Genomic DNA, 20,653 nt, shown 5'->3' with positions numbered 1-20,653 from the left:
GATAGCGGAACTACTCGCGCCAGCCCATTGCCGGTGCGACATGCTTGAGAATAGACTCAATCACGTGCGCATTATAATCCACACCCAGCTGGTTCGGTACGGTCAGTAAGAGCGTATCGGCTTCGGCAATTGCCTCGTCCTTTTTCAGCTGTTCAACCAGCTTGTCCGGCTCCGCGGCATAGCTGCGCCCGAAGATGGCGCGCGTTTTCTCATCGAGGTAACCCACGCTATCGCTGTCGTTGCGGCTGGCACCGAAATACATCCGGTCACGGTCGTCCATCAGCGCAAAAATACTGCGGCTGACCGACACCCGCGGCTCGCGCGTATGCCCTGCGTCTTTCCAGGCCTGACGGTACGCGCGGATCTGTTTTGCCTGCTGAATATGGAACGGCTCACCGGTTTCATCGTCCTTCAGCGTTGAGCTTTGCAGGTTCATTCCAAGCTTTGCGGCCCATACGGCCGTCGCATTGGAACCTGCGCCCCACCAGATACGCTCGCGCAGCCCTTCAGAATACGGCTCCAGGCGCAGCAGCCCCGGCGGATTCGGGAACATTGGCTGCGGGTTCGGTTTGGCAAACCCTTCCCCACGCAGCACCTCAAGCAGCACCTCGGTATGACGGCGCGCCATGTCCGACTCGTTTTCCCCTTCCTGCGGGACATAGCCGAAATGACGCCAGCCATCAATAACCTGCTCCGGGGAGCCGCGGCTGATGCCGAGCTGCAGGCGACCGCCGGAAATCAAATCCGCCGCGCCCGCATCCTCGGCCATGTACATCGGGTTTTCGTAACGCATGTCGATCACGCCGGTGCCGATTTCGATGGTTTTCGTTTTTGCACCAATAGCGGCCAGCAGAGGGAACGGCGAGCTAAGCTGTCGGGCGAAGTGGTGCACGCGGAAATAGGCGCCGTCTGCCCCCAGTTCCTCAGCCGCCACGGCTAAATCAATAGACTGCAGCAGCGTGTCTGCCGCCGAGCGCGTGCTCGACTGCGGCGAAGGCGTCCAGTGACCAAAGGATAAAAATCCGATCTTTTTCATAACCATTTTTCCTGATAATACGTTGCGTTCTGTCCACTTTACGCATTACCCGATAAGAATAAATGCCGTTTATTTAACGGAAAGCATCAAATAAATTGACAGAATAGCGTGGTTCTTCATTCCGCCCCATAATGGGATATAATCTTCCCCACTCTTTTCATGGCAGGTAAAACCGGCAATGGCTTTGATCCCCAAAAACTACGCGCGGCTGGAAAGCGGCTATCGCGAAAAAGCATTAAAAATCTATCCATGGGTGTGTGGACGCTGCTCGCGCGAGTTTGTCTATTCCAATCTTCGCGAACTCACGGTTCACCATATCGATCACGACCATACCAACAACCCGGAAGATGGCAGCAACTGGGAGCTGTTGTGCCTGTTTTGCCACGATCACGAGCATTCGAAATACACCGAAGCGGATCGGTACGGCACCACCGTGGTCGCCGGGGAAGACGCGCAAAAAGACGTGGGCGTCGCCACGTTTAACCCGTTTGCCGATTTAAAGGCGATGATGGATAAGAAGAAGTAATCCTCTCGCCCCCTCGCTCACATCGTGATCCACGAATTTAGAATGTCCAGGTGATAGCGGCGGTTGCAGACCCCTCATTACGCCGCAGCACTATCGGGCTGTCATTTGCATGGTCGCCAAGCCAGGTATAGTCCGCGCTCAGGACCGTCCCCCAGTGGGCATCGAACTGATGGCTCCAGGTCAGGCTGGTGTCGACGCCGTAAAATCCACCCGGCGCAGCATAGCGGCGATAGCCGGTGCGGCGGCTCTGCTGCTCGCTGACCCCATACCAGGTATTCAGGTAACGGCTGTCGCCAAACAGGGCCGCAGACTGCAAGGCGATCGTGTCCTGGTTATTTTGTACCGGGATCAGCGTAACGGAGGCCTGATAGCTTGCCCCCTGGCTGTCGGTTAACGGCAGCGTCGCTTTGCCTTCCATACTCAGCCATGGCGCGGCCTGCCAGCCCACGGCAAGGCCGGTATTCAGGGTGGCATCAATGTCCCCCATCCCTTTCAGATTGTTTGCGCCCTCACGCCAGCCAGAATTTTTATCAGCCCTTCCGAAGTCGTAGCCCAGCGTGTGTTCGAAATACCAGCCGCTGTCATTTTGCAGGTCATACCCCACCCCTTTTTGCGCATCAACGAAGAAAGCGCCTTTGCGTCCCTGCAGCACAGGAACCACCTGCCACACCTGCTTGTCTGAGCCTGAGTAACGCGGGGCGTATTGCCCTCCCAGCCCGACGGTTAGGGAATCGGAAGCGGTGCCATCATCCGCCTGCGCGCCGGAAGCCACGGCCATCAGAAGCGGGACGGACATATACAGGACTTTATTTATCGCTATCATACTGCTCTCCATACAGACGCTGGCGTCTCCTGATACAGGACGGCCACACAATGTTGGCGCAGTATGATTTGGCTGAATCAATGAATCGTCGGGATAGTGTTAAGAAATGGTCAAGGTGAACGGATGTTGTCCAGAAGAGTGCTGATTATTGAAGATGACGCCGATGCGGCCGGCGTGCTCGAAGCCTATTTACGGCGGGAAAATTACGACGTGACCATTACCGGGGACGGTCATTCCGGGCTGGATATGGCGCAGCGGTGGAAGCCAGACCTCATTCTGCTGGACGTGATGCTGCCGGGGCTTAACGGCACCGAAGTGCTGGCTGGCCTGCGTCGTAAAAGCGATGTGCCGGTGATTATGGTTACGGCCATGGGGGATACTCCCGATCGCATTGGCGCCCTGCGTTACGGTGCCGATGATTACGTTGTGAAGCCTTATCATCCGGGCGAAGTGGTGGCGCGGGTGCAGGCGGTGCTGCGGCGCAGCAGTAAAAAAGAGGCTGACGAAGAGATCCTTCGCTGGCAAACGCTGGCGGTGGATGTCGCCGCCATTGTGGCGAGCGTGGATAACGGCGGCGACGCGCCCGTGATGCTCGATCTTACGCCAACGGAATTCTCGCTTCTGGCAACGCTGCTGCGCTCGCCTGCACACCCGTTTTCCCGCCAGTATTTACTGGAACACTGTTTGCCGGAAAGCGAGGCGCTGGAGCGCGTTGTCGACACCCATATTTATAACCTGCGTAGAAAACTCGAAGCGGTGGGCATCTCCGGCGTGCTGATCAACGTTCGCGGCGTGGGTTACAGGTTCAGACAGCCATGATAAAAAACCGGCACTCCTCTCTGTGGCGCTGGATTTGCGCGCGCATCCTGGCGCTGGCTATCGGCAGCGTGATCGTCATTGCCACCTGCATGTGGCTGCGCTATGCGGTCCAGAACTACTGGATCATGGGCAGGATGCCACCGGCGGTCCGGCAGGAATTTCTGACGCTCAGCCAGAACCCACAGGCCGATCCGGCCCGCTTCCACTCGATTGTGGATACCTGGTGGGGGCTGAGTTATTCCACGCCATCCATCGCCTCTGCGGACTGGGTTACGGTGGCCCTGCTGGTGCTGGTGATGATCCCGTTTATCGTGGTGATGGGGCTCAAACACGCCCGACCGCTGGCACTGCAGTTCAGCCGCCTTCGCGATGCGGCAAAGGATGTCGCCGACGGGCAGTTTGGCCGTCAGGCAGAGCTCATCAAGGATGCGCCAGCGGAAATGGTCAGCTTTGCGACCGACTTTAACTCCATGACGGGGCAACTCGCCCGCTATGAAAAAGAGCTCCGCGCCTCGCACGTCGCGATGGCGCACGAGCTGCGCTCGCCCCTGACGGCCGCCATCGGGCGTCTGCAGGGCATGTTAGACGGCGTGTTTGATGCCAGCCCGGCACAGCTGGGCATGGTGATGAAACAGCTTCAGCATCTCAACCGACTCACCGATGAGCTCCACCTTCTCTCGCTCGCCGACGCAGGTAACCTTGTGCTGGAGAACCAGCCGTTCTGTCTGGATGAGCTGATTCAGGAGCGGGCTGCCTGGATCATGCCCCAGGCTGATGCGCATCATTTCCGGATAACGCTGCGTAACCCGCGCACCAGTCCCTTCAGAGGCGACGCGTTCCGTATGGGACAGGTTGTTACCATCCTCATGGAAAATGCGCTACGTTACGGGCGCGAGGGCGGACATCTTGATGTGGCGCTGCGTTACGCCAGCGGGCGTTACACTCTCGACTTTACCGATGACGGGCCGGGCGTTTCGCCCCAGTTTTTACCGGAAATGTTTAAACGCTTTAGCCGCGAGGAGCAGTCCCGCGCGCGGCATTCCGGCGGTAGCGGCCTCGGATTGTCCATCGCCCGGGCAATTTGCGAGGCGCATGGGGGTGAGATTAGCGCGTCATTATCCGAAACTGGCGGCCTCGCCGTACGCATCGTATTGCCCTGGCACCCGTCCGGTAATGAAAATTTCCACTCTTGATACAGCCTTGACAGAACGTCGAATCTTTCTCGATGTAGCGCGCATTTAATAACGCCATTCCCTTTATGGAGCGGCGTTATGTCAGACGAATTTTTTCTCTCCCTCCGCCACTGCCTGCATCATTTGTACGGCGTGGCGCGCACCCTTTCCTGGCTGCATTTTCTTCCCCTGGCCCTGCTTGCGCTGGCGATTTTTCCGCTGACCGGCTGCGGTGATAAACACGAAAACAAACCTGACCCAGTGCGTAAGGTACGCTACGTCGTCGTTGGCTCCACCCAATCCCCTCCCGCGCTGGAAAGAACCGGTGAGATCCATGCCCATGATGAAACGACCCTGAGCTTTCGTACCGGAGGCCGGATACTGACGCGTAGCGTTGATATTGGCGACCGGGTCACTGCCGGACAGCTGCTGGCCACGCTTGATAATACGACCGGGCAAAACCAGCTCGACAGCGCCGCGGCCGACTATGAAAGCGCCAAAGCCTCTGCCCAGGTCGCCGCGCTTAACGTTAGTCGAATGCAAAAGCTTATGCCAACGGGTGCTATCGCCCGCACGCAGCTCGACAGCGCCCGGGCTGACTGGCTTGTCGCCCGCGCGCGCTTAAAAAGCAGCGAGGCCGCGTGGCGAAATGCTCGCGAAAGCCTCGGCTGGACGCGCCTGATCGCGCCGCAAGCGGGCGTCATCACGGCCGTGAGCGCCTCAGCGGGGCAGGTTGTCAGCGACGGCCAGTCCGTGCTGACGCTGGCGACCGGGGAAGCCCGCGACGTGGCGTTTGATATTGCTACTCCGGATGCGATCCCGCCTCTGGATAAGACAGAATTGCGGGTTTCCCTCCTCAGCGACCCGTCGGTACAGGCCTCTGCCGTACTGCGGGATATTACCCCGCAGGCCGATCCTCAGACCCGCACATGGCGCGTCAGAGCCACCCTGCAAAACCCGCCGGAGGCCATGGCGCTGGGCGCCAGCGTCACCGTTACGTTGCCATCATCATCCCCGCACGGGTACACCCTTCCCGCGTCGGCGCTGACCCGCGTCGGCGACAAACCGGCCGTTTTTGTCATTACCCCGCGGTCGCAGGCGCAGCTGCGCGCGGTAGTGCCCGCGAGCTATACGGCCTCCTCCGTCATGATTGCCTCCGGCCTTGAGCCCGGCGACAGGGTGATTACGGCGGGCGTGAGCACATTACGATCCGGCGAGCCGGTGGTGCCAGGGGAGGTTCAGCCATGAGTACCGGAGCGGAAGCCAAATTTAACCTCTCCGCCTGGGCGCTGAAGAACCAGCAGATGGTCAGCTTTTTCATGCTGCTGGTGATTGCGATGGGCGTGTTCTGCTATGAGAAGCTGCCGCGTAACGAAGATCCGGCGTTCACCATTAAAACGGCCGTCGTCTCCGCGCAGTGGCCGGGAGCCTCCGTGACGGATACCACCCGCCTGCTGACCGATACGCTTGAAAAAAAGCTGCAGGAAACGCCCTGGCTGGACTATCTCGAAAGTGAAACCCGTGCCGGGCGCACCGTTATCCACGTCAACCTCCGTGACGATACGCCCCCGCAAAGCGTGCCCGATATCTGGTATCAGGTTCGCAAAAAAATGCAGGATATCGCGCCGTCCCTGCCCGAAGGGGTGCAGGGTCCTGCCGTGGACGACGAGTTTGACGACACGTTCGGCACAATTTACGCCTTTATTCCCGAAGGCTTCACGCTGCGGGAGGTGCGGGATCGCGCAGAGACAATACGGCGCGAGCTCATGTCCCTGCCGGATATAGGCAAAACCACCCTGCTGGGCGAACAGCAGGAGCAGTGGGTTCTCGCCTTTTCTCCGGCGCGCCTGGCCGGGATGGGGCTCGATATTCAGGAAGTTGCCGACGCCCTCCGGTCGCAAAATGCGGTTGTTCCGGCAGGAACGATGCGTACCGAAAAAGAGAACATGGCGATCAAGGTCAGCGGAGCGCTCACCACCGAAGAGAGCTTACGCGCCGTCACGCTGCACGTTAACAATCGCTATATTCCGCTGACCGATATTGCCACCGTCACCCGCGAAATCGCCGAGCCACCGGCTCCGGCCTACCGGGTGAACGGCAAGCCGGCTATCGGGCTGGCGGTGTCGATGGCGCCAACAGGCAACATGCTTCGTTTCGGCGCTGCGCTGAACGCAAAAATGGCGGCCCTCAGCGCCGGGCTGCCGCACGGTATCGAGATGGTGAAAGTTGCCGATCAGTCCGCGGTGGTGAGTGACGCGGTAAGCGGTTTTATCCGGGTGCTTATCGAAGCCGTTGTTATCGTGCTGGCGGTTTCATTTGTCTCGCTGGGCTTACGGGCCGGACTGGTGGTGGCGACGGCTATTCCGCTGGTGCTCGCCATGACGTTTGCCGGCATGATGCTTGCAGGTATTGGCCTTCAGCGTATCTCGCTCGGGGCGCTGATCATCGCCCTGGGCCTGCTGGTGGATGACGCCATGATCGCCGTCGAAACGATGGTCTCCCGGCTGGAAGCGGGGGATTCCCGTCGGCACGCGGCCACCTATGCATTCAAAACGACGGCCTTCCCGATGCTCACCGGGACTCTGGTAATGATTGCCGGTTTTATTCCCGTTGGTTTTGCGGCCTCCAGCGCCGGTGAATACTGTTTTTCCCTCTTTGCGGTGGTGCTCATTGCCCTGCTCTGCTCCTGGGCCGTCGCGATCCTGTTTTCCCCGCTAACGGGCACGTGGCTGCTGCCGGAAACAGTCAGACATCACGCGGCAGAACCCGGAAGGATCGCGCGCGGGTACGGACGGCTTTTACGCCTGGCATTGCGTCACCGAGTCGCTACCGTGCTGCTCGCCCTTTCCGCGCTGGGGCTGTCAGCGTACGGCACGACGTTTATGCAGGGCGAGTTTTTCCCCGCCTCGGACCGGCCCGAGCTGCTGGTCAGCCTGACGCTTCCGGCCAACGCGTCGCAGCCGGAAACGCTCAGAGAGGTGGAAAAGCTGGAAAAAGCGCTGGCCGACAACAGCAATATCGATCGCTTTTCGACGTACGTTGGCTCAGGCGCCATCCGTTTTTACCTGCCGATGGACGTGCTGCTGGAAAATGAAAACATCGCCCAGATGGTTGTGGTCGCGAAGGATCTTGCGGCGCGGGATCGTCTGCACGCACAGCTCAACACGATCCTGGCGACGCAGTTTAGCGACATCATCACCCGCGTGTCGCCCTTTGAGCTGGGGCCTCCCGTCGGCTGGCCCATCAAATACCGGGTGAGCGGGCCGGATTATCTGCAGGTCCGGGCCCTCGTGAACCGTCTCACGGACGCGATTGGCCGGTCTTCGTTCTCACGCGACGTTAACCAGACGGCCGGAGAGCCGGAGAGGGTCATCACCCTTAAGGTGAATCAGACGGCGGCCAGAGCGGCGGGAATATCGTCAGAAAGCCTCGCCCGCACGCTGAATACCGTCTGGTCCGGCAGCGTTGTCACGTCCATCAGAGATAACGACCGCCTTGTCGACGTGGTGCTGCGGGCCGAGGACAGCGCTCGCCACAGCACCGCCACCCTCTCCTCGCTCACGATTCAGGGGAATGACGGTAAAAAAATTCCGCTCAGCGCCGTCGCGACGCCGGTCTGGGGCGTGGACGATCCGGTCATCTGGCGCCGCCAGCGCGTGCCCTTTATCACGGTGCAAACCGACCTTGCCCCGGGGCTGAAGGCTGAAGCGGTATCCGCCGCGCTGCGTCCGACGGTGGATAAACTGCGCGCGAGCCTGCCGGCAGGTTACAGCATTGAAGAAGGCGGCGCGGTCGCCGAATCGGATAAGGGGAACAGCTCCGTCTTTACCGTTCTTCCGGTGACGCTGGTCATCATGCTGTTGCTTCTGATGCTCCAGCTGCGGCGATATTCCCGGATGCTACTGGCGCTCCTGATGGCCCCGTTTGGTTTACCGGGGATCGTGCTGGCTATGCTGCCCGGCGGCACGCCGATGGGGTTTGTCGCGCTGCTGGGCGTCATCGCCCTCGCGGGGATGATCGTACGTAACGCGGTGATATTGATTAGCGAGGTTGACAGCAATCTAGCTCAGGGGATGGCAAATGATGCCGCAATTATGGCAGCGGCGGAGCACCGGGCCAGACCCATCTGTCTGACCGCCTGCGCCGCCATTCTGGGCATGATCCCGATCTCTCACCAGGTTTTCTGGGGCCCAATGGCCTATGCGATTATCGGCGGGCTGCTGGCTGCGACGCTGGTGACGCTGACCGTGTTACCCGCGTCGTTTAGCCTGCTGTTACAGCGGGGAGCCCAGCGCAAAGCCGCAGAAGACGGACCGCGCTGAGGCCCTACCGTTCACCGGCAGATTACGCAGCGGTTAGCGCAAAACGGTCTTTCAGGACATGACGGATTTCATCCTCCGCCAGTTTCCGCGTTTCAGTGCCGTTCGCCGTAATGGTTTTCAGCATATCGCCCAGTAAAATCTGGCGTCCCTCCGGGCTGTGCTGCACCACCACCCGCTTCTGCACAAAGATGGCATCCGGGTGCGTGGAGTTAAGGTAGTTGGCCGGAACGAAGTCAATCCATTCCTGAGGGGTGAGATCAAAGCCGTACTGCCGGGCCCACTCTCCCTCAACCTTCGCCTCAAGCAAATACGCTCCCTCCGCGCTGCGGCTCAGGCGAAACGTGTCGAAATCCTGGGTGATTTCCACGTCAAGCGTGTCCAGCGCCATTGGCGCGCGGATGCCGTAGCTGCCGAACCCGAGATCGCAAAGCCACTGGCGGCTCTCCACCTCGGCGATGAGCGCCATATGGGTTTTCGGCCGCCGCGCGGGGTAGAACATCGGGCGCGCCGCCACGAAGCGGTAAGGTATCCCTAACGCCTCCAGCGCCATCGCAAAAAGCCCGTTAACCTCATAGCAGTAGCCGCCGCGCCCTTTCTTTAACACCTTATCGGCAATCTCGTCTGGCGCCAGCGAGACAATTTTGCCCGCCTGCACGTCCAGATTTTCGAAGGGAACGGAAAAGAGCTGATGGCGCATCAGCGCATGCAGGGTGGCCGTATCGGCAGCCGCCGGTCCGGTGTAGTTTATGCGCTTGAAATAGGTGGAAATGTTGAAATTATCGCTGTGCATAATGCCTCCTTGTCCTGAACATGCCGGACACTATAGATGGCACACATCATTGGCTGTATAGTCAGTTTCATCGAAAATTAGCCTGAACAGTTATCCATGTCTGCGCCGTACCACTCCTCTCCTCACTATCGCCGTATTGCGGATATGCTGCGTCTTACCATTACGTCCGGCGCGCTGCGCGCCGGTGACAGGATCATCTCCGCGCGCAAACTGGCCGAACGCGAGCGCGTTAGCCTCCCGACGGCGCTGGAGGCCCTTCGCTGCCTTGAGGCTGAAGGGCTGATCGTTGCGCGTCCGCGTTCAGGCTATTACATCCGCCAGACCAGCCTCCCTCCGCGCGTGGAGCCCGCGCGTTCCTCACCCGGCCCGGTCCCCGTCACGATGTCCGCCGTGGCCCGGTCGCTGTTCAGCAGTGCAGAAGCCCGGCTGATCCCGCTGGGCGCCGCCCTGCCCGATCCCGCGTGGCTGCCGGGAGATGCGCTCCAGCGGGCGTTACACTCTGCGGGCCGTCGTCTGGACGCACATGGACAGAGCTACAGCCTGCCTCCGGGAAGGCGGGATTTGCGAAGTAAAATTGCCGCGCGCTCTGCGCAGTGGGGAGCCCGTTTCAGCGCGGACGATCTCATTATTACCGCAGGCGCGACGCAGGCGCTCCGCCTGGCCCTTCGGGCCGTATGCCAGCCGGGAGATGTGGTGGCGATTGAGCAGCCCGCCTACTTTGGTACGCTCCTGCTGCTGGAGGATTTAGGCCTGAAGGCCTTAGCGGTCCCCACCGACCCTGCAGAAGGCCTGCTGCTGGAACCGCTGGCGGACGCCATCCGCTGCCACCGCCCCGCGGCCGTTCTGGCCTCGCCCACCGTGCAAAACCCGTTGGGTGCCAGCATGCCCGTCGCGCGCAAGCAGGAACTGGTTTCTCTGCTTGAAGAAGCCGGTATTCCTCTGATTGAGGACGACGTTTACGGTGACCTGGTCGGCGAGGGGCAACGCCCTCCGGCCTGCAAGGCATTCGACCAGAACGGAAATGTGATCTACTGCAGCTCCCTGTCTAAAACGCTTGCGCCCGGGTGGCGAATCGGCTGGATTGCCGCCGGACGCTATTACCCACAGGTCTTGCAGGCCCGCATGGCCGGAGACTGGGCCGGTGCGCCGCTGCTGGAAGCGGCGACGAGCGACGTTCTGGCGAGCGGCGACTACGATCGCTATCTGCGGCGGCTGAAGCGCCGAATCGCAGAGGGCGTTCGCGCCGTCGTGGCGCAGGTCAAGGCGAGCTTTCCACCCGGTACACGCGTTAACGTGCCCGCTGCCGGTTTCCTGCTGTGGGTAGAACTGCCTCAGCAGGTCAACGCGCTGGAGGTGCATCGTCGCGCGCTGGCGCTGGGTATAGGCGTCAGCCCCGGTCCCCTGTTTTCCCCTGCCGCCGAATTAACGCACTTTCTGCGGCTGAACTGCGCAAACGAACCCACGCCCCGCCTGCTGAACGCCGTGGAACAAATTGGTGCGCTGTGCCACGAGCTGGCCGTTTTCACACAAGACTCTCCAGCCACTCGGTAAAAACCCGCACCTTGCGGGAGAGGTGACGGTGTGGATAGAGCAGTGACAGCTTGCGGTCCGGCGAGCGATAGCCTGGCAAGACTTCAACCAGAAGACCGCGGTCTATGTAAGGCTGGAGAAAAAGATTCATCCCCTGCATTAACCCCAGCCCGGCCAGGCCTGCCGCGATGTAGGCCTCGGAGTTATCCACGACAAGCTTACCGGGCAGGGTAATCTCCGCGATGCCTTCTGGCGTGGTAAACGTCCACGGATGAATGTGTCTGCTGCGGTTATTAATCCAGTTGATGGCCTGATGCTTGCGTAAATCATCCGGCGTTTCTGGCGTACCGTGTTTTGCCAGCCAGGCCGGGCTGGCGCAGGTCGTGATTTTGATGTTCCCGATTTTACGCGCAATATAATCGCCGTCCTCCAGCTCACCCACCCGCAGCACGCAGTCCAGTCCATCCCGCAGCATATCCCGACGGCGGTCAGAGCTGCTCAGAATGATGTCGATCCCGGGATGCTGACGATAAAAATCAGGCAGATTGGGTATCACCCGCAGCGTTGCAAACGAGACCGGCATATCGACTCTCAGCTGGCCATGTATTGCCCGATCCGTACCAAACGACTCCAGTAATTCGTCCGCCTGCGCCAGCAGGGGTTTACTCCGGCGATAAAAGGCTTCTCCATCCGGCGTCAGGCTAATCCGACGCGTGGTGCGCTGCAGGAGCCGCGTGCCGCTGTGTTGCTCAAGAAGCTGCAGCGCTTTGGTGACCGCCGGGCGATGGACCTGCAGATTCTCCGCCGCCTGGGTAAGACTGCCTGACTCGACAATTTCAATAAAAATTCGAATAGATTCAAAGAGGTTTATTTGCATAAGGGATGTTTTTGCCGCGAGCAGGATAAAGTTATTGTTATTAATCTTATAACAGTGATGAATATTTTTGGCTATTTTTCCTAACAATAGTGCGCCCTACACTCTTCCCCATTCAAACGTAAGGGAGAGTCTGCTATGAAAAATAACCGTATTTGTCAGATCCTGGGTATCGAAAAACCTGTTATTCAGGGACCATTATCCTGGCTTACTGACGCCCGTTTAGTCGCTGCGGTCAGCAATGCCGGAGGGGTCGGCGTGCTGGGGCCCAACGCTGGGTTAACCGCCGATACCACGGTTTCCACGCCGGAAGAGACCGCCGAAAAAATGCGTGAAGAAATACGAAAAACCAAACGGCTGACCGAAAAACCGTTTGGTGTGAACCTGATCCCTACCGCCGTTAATGACGTCTGGACAGGGCCTATTCTTAAGGTGGTAAAAGAGGAAGGCGTCAGGGTCGTGGTGTATACGGGCTATGGGGAAGGCAGCATTATTCCCTCGCTGTTCAATGAGTTAAAAGAGGCAGGTATCGCCATTGTCTACCGCGACATCAACCCAACGCCGGAAAACACCCGTCTCGCAGAAGAAATGGGGGCAGACATTATCGTCGCCACCGGTTTTGACGAGGGCGGAACGTTGCCCGCAACGGTGCTTGGCACCTTTTCCATCGTGCCGCTGATTGCCGATGCCGTGAAGCATATCCCGGTGATGGCCGCGGGCGGCATTACCGATAATCGCACCGCCAGAGCGGCGCATGCGTTAGGCGCTGAAGGCGTGTTTGCCGGTTCGGTCTTTATCAGCAGCGAAGAAAGCCGCGTGCCGCAGGGAGTCAAAGAGAAAATTGTTGCCGCCAACGGCCTGGACCTGCTGCTTTTCCGGACCGTGCCCCATTACTACCGCTCTCTACCCGGCAAGCTGGCGGAAAAACTGGCGGCGATGGATAAAGCAGGCGCAAGCAACGAAGCGCTGGGCAAGGCGATGGGAGGATTACGGGGCCTGCGACTGGGCATGCTGGAAGATAACACCGATGAAGGCTATATCGCGCTCGGCACGGGGATTGGGAACATCCACAGCGTGAAAAGCGTGGCCGAGATCGTCAATATGTTAGCGGTTGAGTAAGCCCCTGGCGTCCTGACGGTTATCAGGACGCCCTGTGTTCTCAGGGAATAATCCGCGCGGCTCTCAGCTGCGCAAACAGGCGGAAAAACATCTCATCGGTCGCCTGCATTTGCGTAAAACCCGCCCTGCGCAGCTTGCTCCCGTCACCGAACATGTCGTAATCCCAGCTAAAGACAAAATCGGCAAACCGCCCGTCGCTCAGCTGCAGAATATCCGCTTCCACCAGCCGCTCTTCGGCAAGTTCGCGCCATACGCCGCGATAGTCGTTAAACAGCTGATGAAATGACAGCCTCACCGGCGGCGCAGAGTCCAGTTCAAACCAGCGTGCGATGCGCGGCCACAGCTCGCTCCAGCGCCAGATATCGCCATTGTTTACGTTGAAGGCCTGATTCTGTGCCGCAGGCGACGCGGCGGCCCACAGCGTGGCCTCGGCCAGCAGCCCGGCGTCGGTATGATCCACAATGCTGTGCCAGGTCTGTTCTGAACCGGGAAAACGCAGCGGTAAGCCCAACGCCTTGCACAGGGAGGCGTACAGGGTGATGCTCAGCGCAAGGTTCATGGCATTGCCCGGCACCGCGCTCCCCACCACGCCCGGCCTGATGGCATTCCAGTGCCAGCGTTTTCCCCGCTGAAACTGGCTGAGCCACGTGAGCTGTGCGGCGTTAAACTCGGCCCCCGGCACGCCGGGATCGCTTTCCCGCGCCGGGGTTTTAAACGGCCCCAGATGCGCGCCGTAGACCTTGTACCCCTGCATCAGGCTTATCGTCTGCAAAGGTGCCGCTGTTTCGAGGGTGCTGACCAGATTGCGCAGCATGGTGACGTTCGGCTCAACCATGTCCGTCCAGTTCGCCGCGTTCGCCCAGGCGCTGTAAAAGATGTGGGTGACACCGTTCAGGGAGCGCAGCGCCCGGGCGCTGTCCTGTTCATCCAGTAAATCGACCTTGACCATCGGAATGCCGTCAGGATGCGACCCGGCATGACGGCTGAGGCCAATCACCTCCCACTGATGGTTCAGGAGCGTGTTGACCAGCTGCCTGCCGACAATGCCGCTGGCGCCCGCGACCAGGGCGACGTTGTGTTGCTGCCTCTTACTCATGGTGTTTTTCCGTAAAGGGTGACAGCCACAGTGTGATATATTATTTTTTCTGCAAATACTCCCTGAAATCGATGGCACTTATAAGCAGAATCATTAAATGAATAACAAGCTCACCGCCATTTCTACCTTTCTACGCGTCGCTGAAGCAGGCTCGTTCTCAGCGGCCGCCCGTCAGACCGGGATTAAGCAGTCCGCCGTCAGTCAACAGATCGCGGCGCTTGAGGAAGCGCTTGGTGTGGTATTGCTGCACCGAACGACGCGTACGATGAAGCTGACCGAACAGGGTGAACGTTACCGGCGTGATATGCAGCTTGTGCTGGACGCCATGGGGGAAGCGGAGAGGCGTTTACATCCTGCCGATCATAGCGTTCAGGGACGCGTCCATGTCCAGTTACCGAGCGGCCTGGGCCAGATCTTTTTACCGCATCTGCTGGCGCAGCAGCGCCTGCATCCCGAACTGCAGCTGATGATTTCTCTCGATGACCGCCTTGCCGATCTGGTGACGGAGGGCGTGGATATCGCGATACGGCTGGGCAGCGAGCCTCCGCAGGCGCATGCGGCTCGCGTGCTGGGGCGTATTGAGGCGGCGCTGTTTGCCGCTCCCGATTTTCAGGCGGTACACGCCGTCAGCGCGCTGGCGACGCTCCCACACGTGCGGTTCAGCGGCATTCCACTGGATGCCCCCCTGCGCCTGATTTCTGACGAGGAAACGGTCGAGGTCAACGTGAATACCGTTTTCCGTGCCAACACCAGCGACGCGCTGCTGCAGGCGCTGGAATCCGGCATGGGTATCGGCGGCATGCAGCGACCGCTCGTGGCCAGGGCGCTGCAGGCGGGCACGCTGGTACCGGTGCTGCCCAACTGGCGGTTACCCGATCGCTTCCTCTATGCCGTTTATCCTGATGCCCGCTTTATTCCGCAGCGCGTCAGAAAGGTCGTCAGCATGATTGAGCAGTTACTGCCTGAAATACTAAAGAAATGCTGATGATTCCCCCCGTAAATTACGTGCATTTTTCAACCGCCAGGAATAGAGTATTTTTACCGTATCCCCTTTTTCTGGAGCACTTATGCCGGAGTACTGTTTTTTCCAAAAAGGCCCAAACCTCATAGCACTCGAAAGCGCAAACACCGATGCGGCTGAACAGCTCATCGCCCAGGGGTTCGAAAAACAGTTCGAGGAGATCGGCGCCGCGGATGAAAAAGAGGCGCTTACTCGCCTTGCCGATATCCGTAAAAATAGTGAGATCGATCGTCATAACTTCCTGGCCGGTGCGGGCGAAATGCCGCTGATCGGCGTGCTGGCGGCTGCGGCAACCTGGTTGATTCAAAAGAAATAACGCAACGATACTCTACCTCGCCACCGGCAAATCGGCGTACCGCGTTGTATAGGCCGGTGACAACATTTCCCGCTTCATCGCCCACGGTTTCTCAATGCCCTGCCCGGCAAACCATATCTTCCCTTTGCCGGAATGATTCAGGCTGTCGATCGTTTCCATCAGCGCCGCGCTGTTGGCGCGCAGGCGATTATCGTCAAACAGGTTAAGCTGGGCGACGCCGCTGCTGAAAAAGTCCGCCAGCATGACCCCGGCCTTCATATAGCGATACCCGTCGAGCCATATCCGCCCCAGCGCTTCCGTGGCGGCGCGGATGATATCGCGCGAGTCATTGGTGGGCGTCATCAGGGTGACCGAAGCCTGATTGCCGTAATAAATTTCGTTGTCCGCATGCGGGCTGGTGCGCACAAACACGCTGATAAAACGACAGTATTGATGCTCGCCGCGCAGTTTCTCTGCGGCGCGTTCCGCGTAGGCGCAAATCGCCTGGTGCATTTCCTCGTACTGCGTAATACGGTGTCCAAACGAACGGCTACAGATAATTTGCTGCTTCGTGGGGGTGAACTCCTCCAGGTCAAGGCAGGGCTCACCGCGAAGCTCGCGGGCCGTACGCTCCAGCACCACGTTAAAATGTTTGCGAATGACCCACGAGGAGGCCTCCGCCAGCTCCAGCGCCGTGGTGATCCCCATCGCGTTGAGCTTTTTCGTGATGCGTCGGCCTACCCCCCACACCTCCTCTACCGGAACCTTTTCCAGCAGTTTACGCTGCCGCTCGCGGCCTGAGAGATCGACCACGCCGCCGGTGCCGGACCACCGTTTCGCCGCATAGTTGGCCAGCTTCGCCAGCGTTTTGGTCGGGGCAATACCGACGCCAACGGTTAAGCCCGTATTTTTAAAGACCTGCGAGCGCATCTGGTGACCAAACGCTTCCAGTGACAGGCAGTGACTGACCCCTGAAACGTTCACGAACGCCTCATCAATGGAGTAAATCTCTATGGCCGGGGCGAGATCGGTCAGCGTCTGCATTACCCGACTGCTGAGATCGGCATACAGCGCATAGTTCGAGCTAAAGACGTAAACTTTTGACGGATATAGCTTTTCTTTGAATTTAAAATACGGCTCCCCCATTTTTATGCCGAACTGCTTTGCCTCCCGCGACAGTGAAATAATGCAGCCGTCGTTATTGGAAACCACCACGATGGGCTTCCCCTCCAGATCGGGGCGGAAGACCCGCTCGCAGGAGGCATAGAAACTGTTCACATCAACCAGCGCGAACATGTTTATGCGTTTTAAGCGTGTGGGTGACGACGCCGAAGATCTGCAGCTCCTCTTCGGACTGAAAGGTAATCGGCTGATAGCGGACATTATGTGGCAACAGTCTCAGAACCGGGCGCGTCTGTAGCTCCTTCACCGTAAACTCACCGGCGACCGACGCCACGACGATATCTCCGTGTTCGGCATTTAACGAGCGGTCAACCACCAGCAGATCGCCATCGCCGATCCCCGCGCCAATCATGGAGTCTCCACTCACCTTGATAAAATAGGTCGCACTGGGGTGCCTTACTGCCAGCCGGTTAAGATCGAGACGATCCTCCACATAATCCTGTGCCGGGCTGGGGAACCCACAGGCAACACGTTCTAAAAATAAAGGTAATTCAATGATTTGTTTTGGTTGATAAGAAAAGAGAGTGTCCATAATGCCTTTCTCGCTGAATACTGTATATAAATACAGTATTACGGATTATGGACAAGGATCAAGGCCATTTCCGGAAGCGAACCCAAACGCGTTGAAGTGTCAGAAGATTTAAAACGCGCAAAGCCCGGAAGCGCATGTCGGGCTTTGCGCCTGTGACGATCAGTCCATCAGCGTATTCAATGTTTCCAGCGCGTCAGGCGGCAGCTGCAGTTCCCCCGCCGCGAGGTTTTGCCGCAGATGCGCCACGGAAGAGGTGCCCGGGATCAGCAGAATATTCGAAGAACGCTGCAGCAGCCATGCCAGCGCAACCTGCATTGCCGTGACGCCCAGTGAATCCGCGACAGCCTTCAGCCCGGAAGATTGCAGCGGCGTAAAGCCTCCCAGTGGGAAGAACGGCACATACGCAATCCCCTGCTGCGCGAGCAGATCCACCAGCGCGTCGTCACCCCGGTTCACAATGTTGTACATGTTCTGCACGCACACCACCGGCACCATCTTCTGCGCTTCTGCAACCTGGGTGGCCGTGACGTTGCTCAGGCCAATATGCCGCACCAGCCCCTGCTGCTGTAATTCTGCCAGGGTGGAGAGCGGTTCAGCAATCGACCCTTCCGCAGGCCCGTGTGCGCTAAACATGATCCGCAGATTCACCACGTCCAGCACGTCCAGCTGCAGATTACGCAGGTTGTCATGCACCGCCTGCGTCAGTTCCTGTGCGGAAAAGGCCGGCAGCCAGGCGCCTTTGTCGTTGCGACGGGCACCAATCTTGGTGACGATCGTCAGATCGTCCCGGTAAGGATGAAGCGCCTCGCGGATCAGCTGGTTGGTGATATGAGGACCATAAAAATCACTGGTATCAATATGGTTCACCCCCGCCGTCACCGCTTCGCGCAGCACGTCCAGCGCGGCCTGCTTATCCTTCGGTGGGCCAAAGACGCCCGGCCCGGCGAGCTGCATCGCACCGTAGCCCAGCCGATTAACCGTCCGCGTCCCGAGCGCGTACGTCCCGCTTTTATCAATGCTGCTCATGTTGACCTTCCTCATAAAAATGATCCGGATTTACAACAGGTTCCTCACCGGAGCCCTTAGTTAAGCGCGAGTTAAATTAAAGTTTAAATTCTATACGACGATAGTATTGGTGTACCTCTGCATCCTTTCTAACGGACGACCGCTATGCTGAAAAATCTGCACGTGATTACCGGAATTATCTTTGCCCTCACCATATTCTGTCTGCTGCAAGTTGTCACGGGAGGGTTGTTCTACTCTGCCGTCAGCAACGATCGCCATAACTTCCAGAATTCCGGCGTGCTCAACGCCCAGCAGGAAAGCCTGAGCGACAGCGTGAACACGCTGGTGAAAACGCGCGTCACCGTCACCCGCGTGGCGATCCGCTACCTGAAAAACCAGCGTGACCCGGCTTCCCTTGCGGCGATCAATAAACTGCTGGGCACCGCAGGCGACTCGCTGGCAAAAGCCGAAGCCTATAACAAAGAGTGGCAGAAACTGCCGCAGGTTAAGGGCCAGGAGGCGGCATTGACCGACGAGATGCAGAAATCCTGGAACCAGATGCACGAAGTCATGCGTTTATCAATTGAGTATCTGCGCGCCGACAACTATCAGGCCTATGGCGATCTGGACGCCCAGCAGGCACAGGACGAGATGGAAGCGGTCTATAACCGCTGGCGCGCCGAAAACAATACCCTGCTGAAGGCGGCAACCGAAGAGAACCAGAGCAGCTTCACGCAGATGCAGTGGACGCTGGCGGCAATTCTGCTGGCCGTGATCGCGGTTCTGGTGGTCATCTGGCAGGGGTTACAGCACCTGCTGTTAAAACCACTCCACTCCATTATGAACCATATTCGCGCCATTGCAGGGGGCGACCTGACGCAGGAGATCGCTATCTCCGGTCGCAATGAGATGGGCCAGCTGGCCGCGGGCCTGCATGAGATGCAGCAGTCGCTGGTGACCACCGTCAGCGCCGTACGGGGAAGTACGGATTCCATCTACACCGGCGCAGGTGAAATTGCCGCAGGGAGCAACGATCTTTCCGCTCGCACCGAACAGCAGGCCGCCTCGCTCGAAGAGACCGCTGCCAGCATGGAAGAGCTGACCGCGACGGTTAAACAGAACTCCGATAACGCCCGTCAGGCCACGCTGCTGGCGAAAAACGCCTCTGAAACGGCCGCGCGCGGCGGTCACGTCGTGGATAACGTGGTTCGCACCATGAACGAAATCGCCGACAGTTCGCAGCAAATTGCGCATATTACCGGCGTGATCGACAGCATCGCGTTCCAGACCAACATTCTGGCGCTAAACGCCGCGGTGGAAGCGGCACGCGCCGGGGAACAGGGCCGTGGTTTTGCGGTCGTTGCAGGTGAAGTCCGTACCCTGGCGAGCCGCAGCGCGCAGGCGGCGAAAGAGATCAAAGGGCTTATCGAGAACTCCGTCAGCCGGGTGAATACCGGTTCTGAGCAGGTCAGCGAGGCGGGCACCACCATGAAGGAAATCGTCGCCGCCGTTACCAGCGTGACCGATATCATGGGCGAGATTTCCTCTGCCTCTGATGAGCAGAGCCGCGGCATTGAGCAGGTGAGCCTGGCCGTTTCGCAGATGGACAGCGTGACGCAGCAAAACGCCGCGCTGGTGCAGGAATCCGCCACGGCGGCGGCGGCGCTGGAAGATCAGTCCGAGCAGCTGCGCCAGGCGGTGGCCGCGTTTCGTCTGAACGGCAAAGAAAAAGCGGTAGCCCCACGCCCGGCCAGCGTGAAAACGCCCCAGCTGTTGCGCCCGGCAACCGCAAACGCCTCCACCGACAGCAACTGGGAAACCTTCTGAGTTTCAGGCGGGCGAGAATATCGCCCGCTAGCGGCTGCGCTTGGCGTGTCGCTCCCAGTTCTCCTGTTTTGCTTCATCGGATTTTCGCAGTGAAACGTAGCATGCCCCGCTGCCGCCGTGATGCGGCAGCGCCACGCAGAAGGCCTGCACTTCCTCAAATTCGGTTAACCAGCGCGCCAGATAGCTGCGCACCACATTGGGATGCGAGTTTTGCTCGCGCCCTTTCCCGTGAATGATAATCAGATTGCGTAACCCGTCTCGTCCGGCCTGGCGAATAAAAGAATAGAGCATCTGACGGCAGCGTTCGGCAGGCTGACGCAGGAGGTTTAAGCTGGCCTGGCGGGCATATTTACCCGAGTGCAGCTTATCAATAACGCCCTGCTGTACCCCTTCGCGCTGGAACGCCAGCGGCTCTTCCAGGGGAAGCAGGTCAAGAAAATCCAGCGTAAGGAAGTTATCCAGCTGTTCGCTATCCACCTCCTGGCGCGTCCGCGTATTGCGGCTGGGCTGCCAGTGAATATCCGGGCCACGCTTCAGCGGCTGGACATCTTCCATGGCGTCAAGAAAAAAGGATTTGTCGTCAGGGTTCATGGATATCCTCCGGCTACAACTGAGGACGGTACTATACCTGCGCCAGAGACAGGCCTCAATCACCGTTACAGGCCGCCGTGGGCCATAAATATT

19 protein-coding genes are annotated in these 20,653 nt (G+C 59.0%); 10 read left to right on the top strand and 9 right to left on the bottom strand.

Translation table 11 applies throughout. The annotated features are described in order from the left end of the window. Positions 1–10: 10 nt before the first annotated feature. Entirely contained in the window at positions 11–1,036 is a 1,026-nt protein-coding gene (locus PUP35_RS09525; protein ID WP_274242998.1) for an LLM class flavin-dependent oxidoreductase, read from the bottom strand. A gap of 178 nt (positions 1,037–1,214) precedes the next feature. On the opposite strand from PUP35_RS09525, the gene yajD reads away from it, so the two are divergent. Beyond that, positions 1,215–1,562, top strand: coding sequence for an HNH nuclease YajD (gene yajD / locus PUP35_RS09520; RefSeq protein ID WP_023617218.1), 348 nt, complete (start codon positions 1,215–1,217; stop codon positions 1,560–1,562). 37 nt (positions 1,563–1,599) lie between these two features. Here the strand turns inward: yajD and PUP35_RS09515 are convergent, their stop codons facing one another. Then, positions 1,600–2,385, bottom strand: coding sequence for a MipA/OmpV family protein (locus PUP35_RS09515; RefSeq protein WP_274242997.1), 786 nt, complete (start codon positions 2,383–2,385; stop codon positions 1,600–1,602). 123 nt (positions 2,386–2,508) lie between these two features. Here PUP35_RS09515 and PUP35_RS09510 point away from each other — a divergent pair, with 123 nt between their 5' ends. The 4 genes from PUP35_RS09510 to PUP35_RS09495 all read left to right on the top strand — a co-directional run bounded on the left by PUP35_RS09510 (position 2,509) and on the right by PUP35_RS09495 (position 8,698). Next, entirely contained in the window at positions 2,509–3,204 is a 696-nt protein-coding gene (locus PUP35_RS09510; protein ID WP_271367767.1) for a response regulator, read from the top strand. Then, a complete protein-coding gene (locus PUP35_RS09505) occupies positions 3,201–4,397 on the top strand; it encodes a sensor histidine kinase (protein WP_271367766.1) in 1,197 nt (398 codons plus the stop codon). Before PUP35_RS09510 ends, PUP35_RS09505 begins: the two co-directional genes overlap by 4 nt. A gap of 78 nt (positions 4,398–4,475) precedes the next feature. Continuing rightward, the gene (locus tag PUP35_RS09500) at positions 4,476–5,624 is read left to right on the top strand and encodes an efflux RND transporter periplasmic adaptor subunit (RefSeq protein WP_274242995.1); all 1,149 of its coding nucleotides are present in this window, start codon (positions 4,476–4,478) and stop codon (positions 5,622–5,624) included. After that, the gene (locus tag PUP35_RS09495; protein ID WP_274242992.1) at positions 5,621–8,698 is read left to right on the top strand and encodes an efflux RND transporter permease subunit; all 3,078 of its coding nucleotides are present in this window, start codon (positions 5,621–5,623) and stop codon (positions 8,696–8,698) included. Before PUP35_RS09500 ends, PUP35_RS09495 begins: the two co-directional genes overlap by 4 nt. Before the next feature lie 22 nt (positions 8,699–8,720). On the opposite strand, the gene PUP35_RS09490 is transcribed toward PUP35_RS09495, so the two are convergent. Continuing rightward, positions 8,721–9,488, bottom strand: a complete 768-nt coding sequence (locus tag PUP35_RS09490) for an arylamine N-acetyltransferase family protein (RefSeq protein ID WP_133294280.1) — start codon at positions 9,486–9,488, stop codon at positions 8,721–8,723. A gap of 96 nt (positions 9,489–9,584) precedes the next feature. On the opposite strand from PUP35_RS09490, the gene PUP35_RS09485 reads away from it, so the two are divergent. Beyond that, positions 9,585–11,039 (top strand): aminotransferase-like domain-containing protein, encoded by a 1,455-nt coding sequence (locus PUP35_RS09485; protein ID WP_274242989.1) that lies wholly within the window; start codon positions 9,585–9,587, stop codon positions 11,037–11,039. Here the strand turns inward: PUP35_RS09485 and PUP35_RS09480 are convergent. Beyond that, complete coding sequence (locus PUP35_RS09480; RefSeq protein WP_115876059.1) at positions 11,011–11,895, bottom strand: LysR family transcriptional regulator; 885 nt, start codon at positions 11,893–11,895, stop codon at positions 11,011–11,013. The genes PUP35_RS09485 and PUP35_RS09480 overlap by 29 nt on opposite strands. Positions 11,896–12,030: 135 nt before the next feature. On the opposite strand from PUP35_RS09480, the gene PUP35_RS09475 reads away from it, so the two are divergent. Beyond that, positions 12,031–13,011: an NAD(P)H-dependent flavin oxidoreductase gene (locus PUP35_RS09475; protein ID WP_274242985.1), complete on the top strand. Its 981-nt coding sequence runs from the start codon at positions 12,031–12,033 to the stop codon at positions 13,009–13,011. Positions 13,012–13,051: 40 nt separating this feature from the next. Here the strand turns inward: PUP35_RS09475 and PUP35_RS09470 are convergent, their stop codons facing one another. Next, positions 13,052–14,107 carry an SDR family oxidoreductase gene (locus PUP35_RS09470; protein ID WP_274242983.1) on the bottom strand — a complete coding sequence of 352 codons (1,056 nt, stop codon included), beginning with the start codon at positions 14,105–14,107 and terminating at the stop codon, positions 13,052–13,054. Positions 14,108–14,204: 97 nt separating this feature from the next. On the opposite strand from PUP35_RS09470, the gene PUP35_RS09465 reads away from it, so the two are divergent. Both PUP35_RS09465 and PUP35_RS09460 read left to right on the top strand, forming a co-directional pair. Next, entirely contained in the window at positions 14,205–15,092 is an 888-nt protein-coding gene (locus PUP35_RS09465) for a LysR family transcriptional regulator (RefSeq protein WP_274242981.1), read from the top strand. Positions 15,093–15,174: 82 nt separating this feature from the next. Continuing rightward, positions 15,175–15,444 (top strand): hypothetical protein, encoded by a 270-nt coding sequence (locus tag PUP35_RS09460; protein ID WP_274242979.1) that lies wholly within the window; start codon positions 15,175–15,177, stop codon positions 15,442–15,444. A gap of 12 nt (positions 15,445–15,456) precedes the next feature. On the opposite strand, the gene umuC is transcribed toward PUP35_RS09460, so the two are convergent. From umuC to PUP35_RS09445, 3 genes are all read right to left on the bottom strand, one after another. Next, positions 15,457–16,719, bottom strand: a complete 1,263-nt coding sequence (gene umuC, locus PUP35_RS09455; RefSeq protein WP_111965703.1) for a translesion error-prone DNA polymerase V subunit UmuC — start codon at positions 16,717–16,719, stop codon at positions 15,457–15,459. Further along, the gene (gene umuD / locus PUP35_RS09450; protein WP_111965702.1) at positions 16,703–17,137 is read right to left on the bottom strand and encodes a translesion error-prone DNA polymerase V autoproteolytic subunit; all 435 of its coding nucleotides are present in this window, start codon (positions 17,135–17,137) and stop codon (positions 16,703–16,705) included. The genes umuC and umuD overlap by 17 nt, the downstream gene beginning before the upstream one ends. A gap of 159 nt (positions 17,138–17,296) precedes the next feature. Further along, positions 17,297–18,163: an aldo/keto reductase family oxidoreductase gene (locus tag PUP35_RS09445; protein ID WP_274242976.1), complete on the bottom strand. Its 867-nt coding sequence runs from the start codon at positions 18,161–18,163 to the stop codon at positions 17,297–17,299. Positions 18,164–18,307: 144 nt separating this feature from the next. Between PUP35_RS09445 and tcp the strand changes: the two genes are divergently transcribed. Next, positions 18,308–19,969 carry a methyl-accepting chemotaxis citrate transducer gene (gene tcp, locus PUP35_RS09440; RefSeq protein ID WP_274242974.1) on the top strand — a complete coding sequence of 554 codons (1,662 nt, stop codon included), beginning with the start codon at positions 18,308–18,310 and terminating at the stop codon, positions 19,967–19,969. A 27-nt stretch (positions 19,970–19,996) separates the two neighbouring features. Here tcp and smrA read toward each other — a convergent pair whose 3' ends face one another. After that, positions 19,997–20,560, bottom strand: a complete 564-nt coding sequence (gene smrA, locus PUP35_RS09435) for a DNA endonuclease SmrA (RefSeq protein ID WP_271367754.1) — start codon at positions 20,558–20,560, stop codon at positions 19,997–19,999. Positions 20,561–20,653 lie beyond the last annotated feature (93 nt).

Origin of the sequence: Enterobacter sp. S-33, from assembly GCF_028735835.1 — a bacterium.
Taxonomy (GTDB): Bacteria; Pseudomonadota; Gammaproteobacteria; order Enterobacterales; family Enterobacteriaceae; genus Enterobacter; species Enterobacter vonholyi.
Note: the sequence above shows the minus strand (reverse complement) of the source record. Positions and strands in the feature narration are given on the sequence as shown.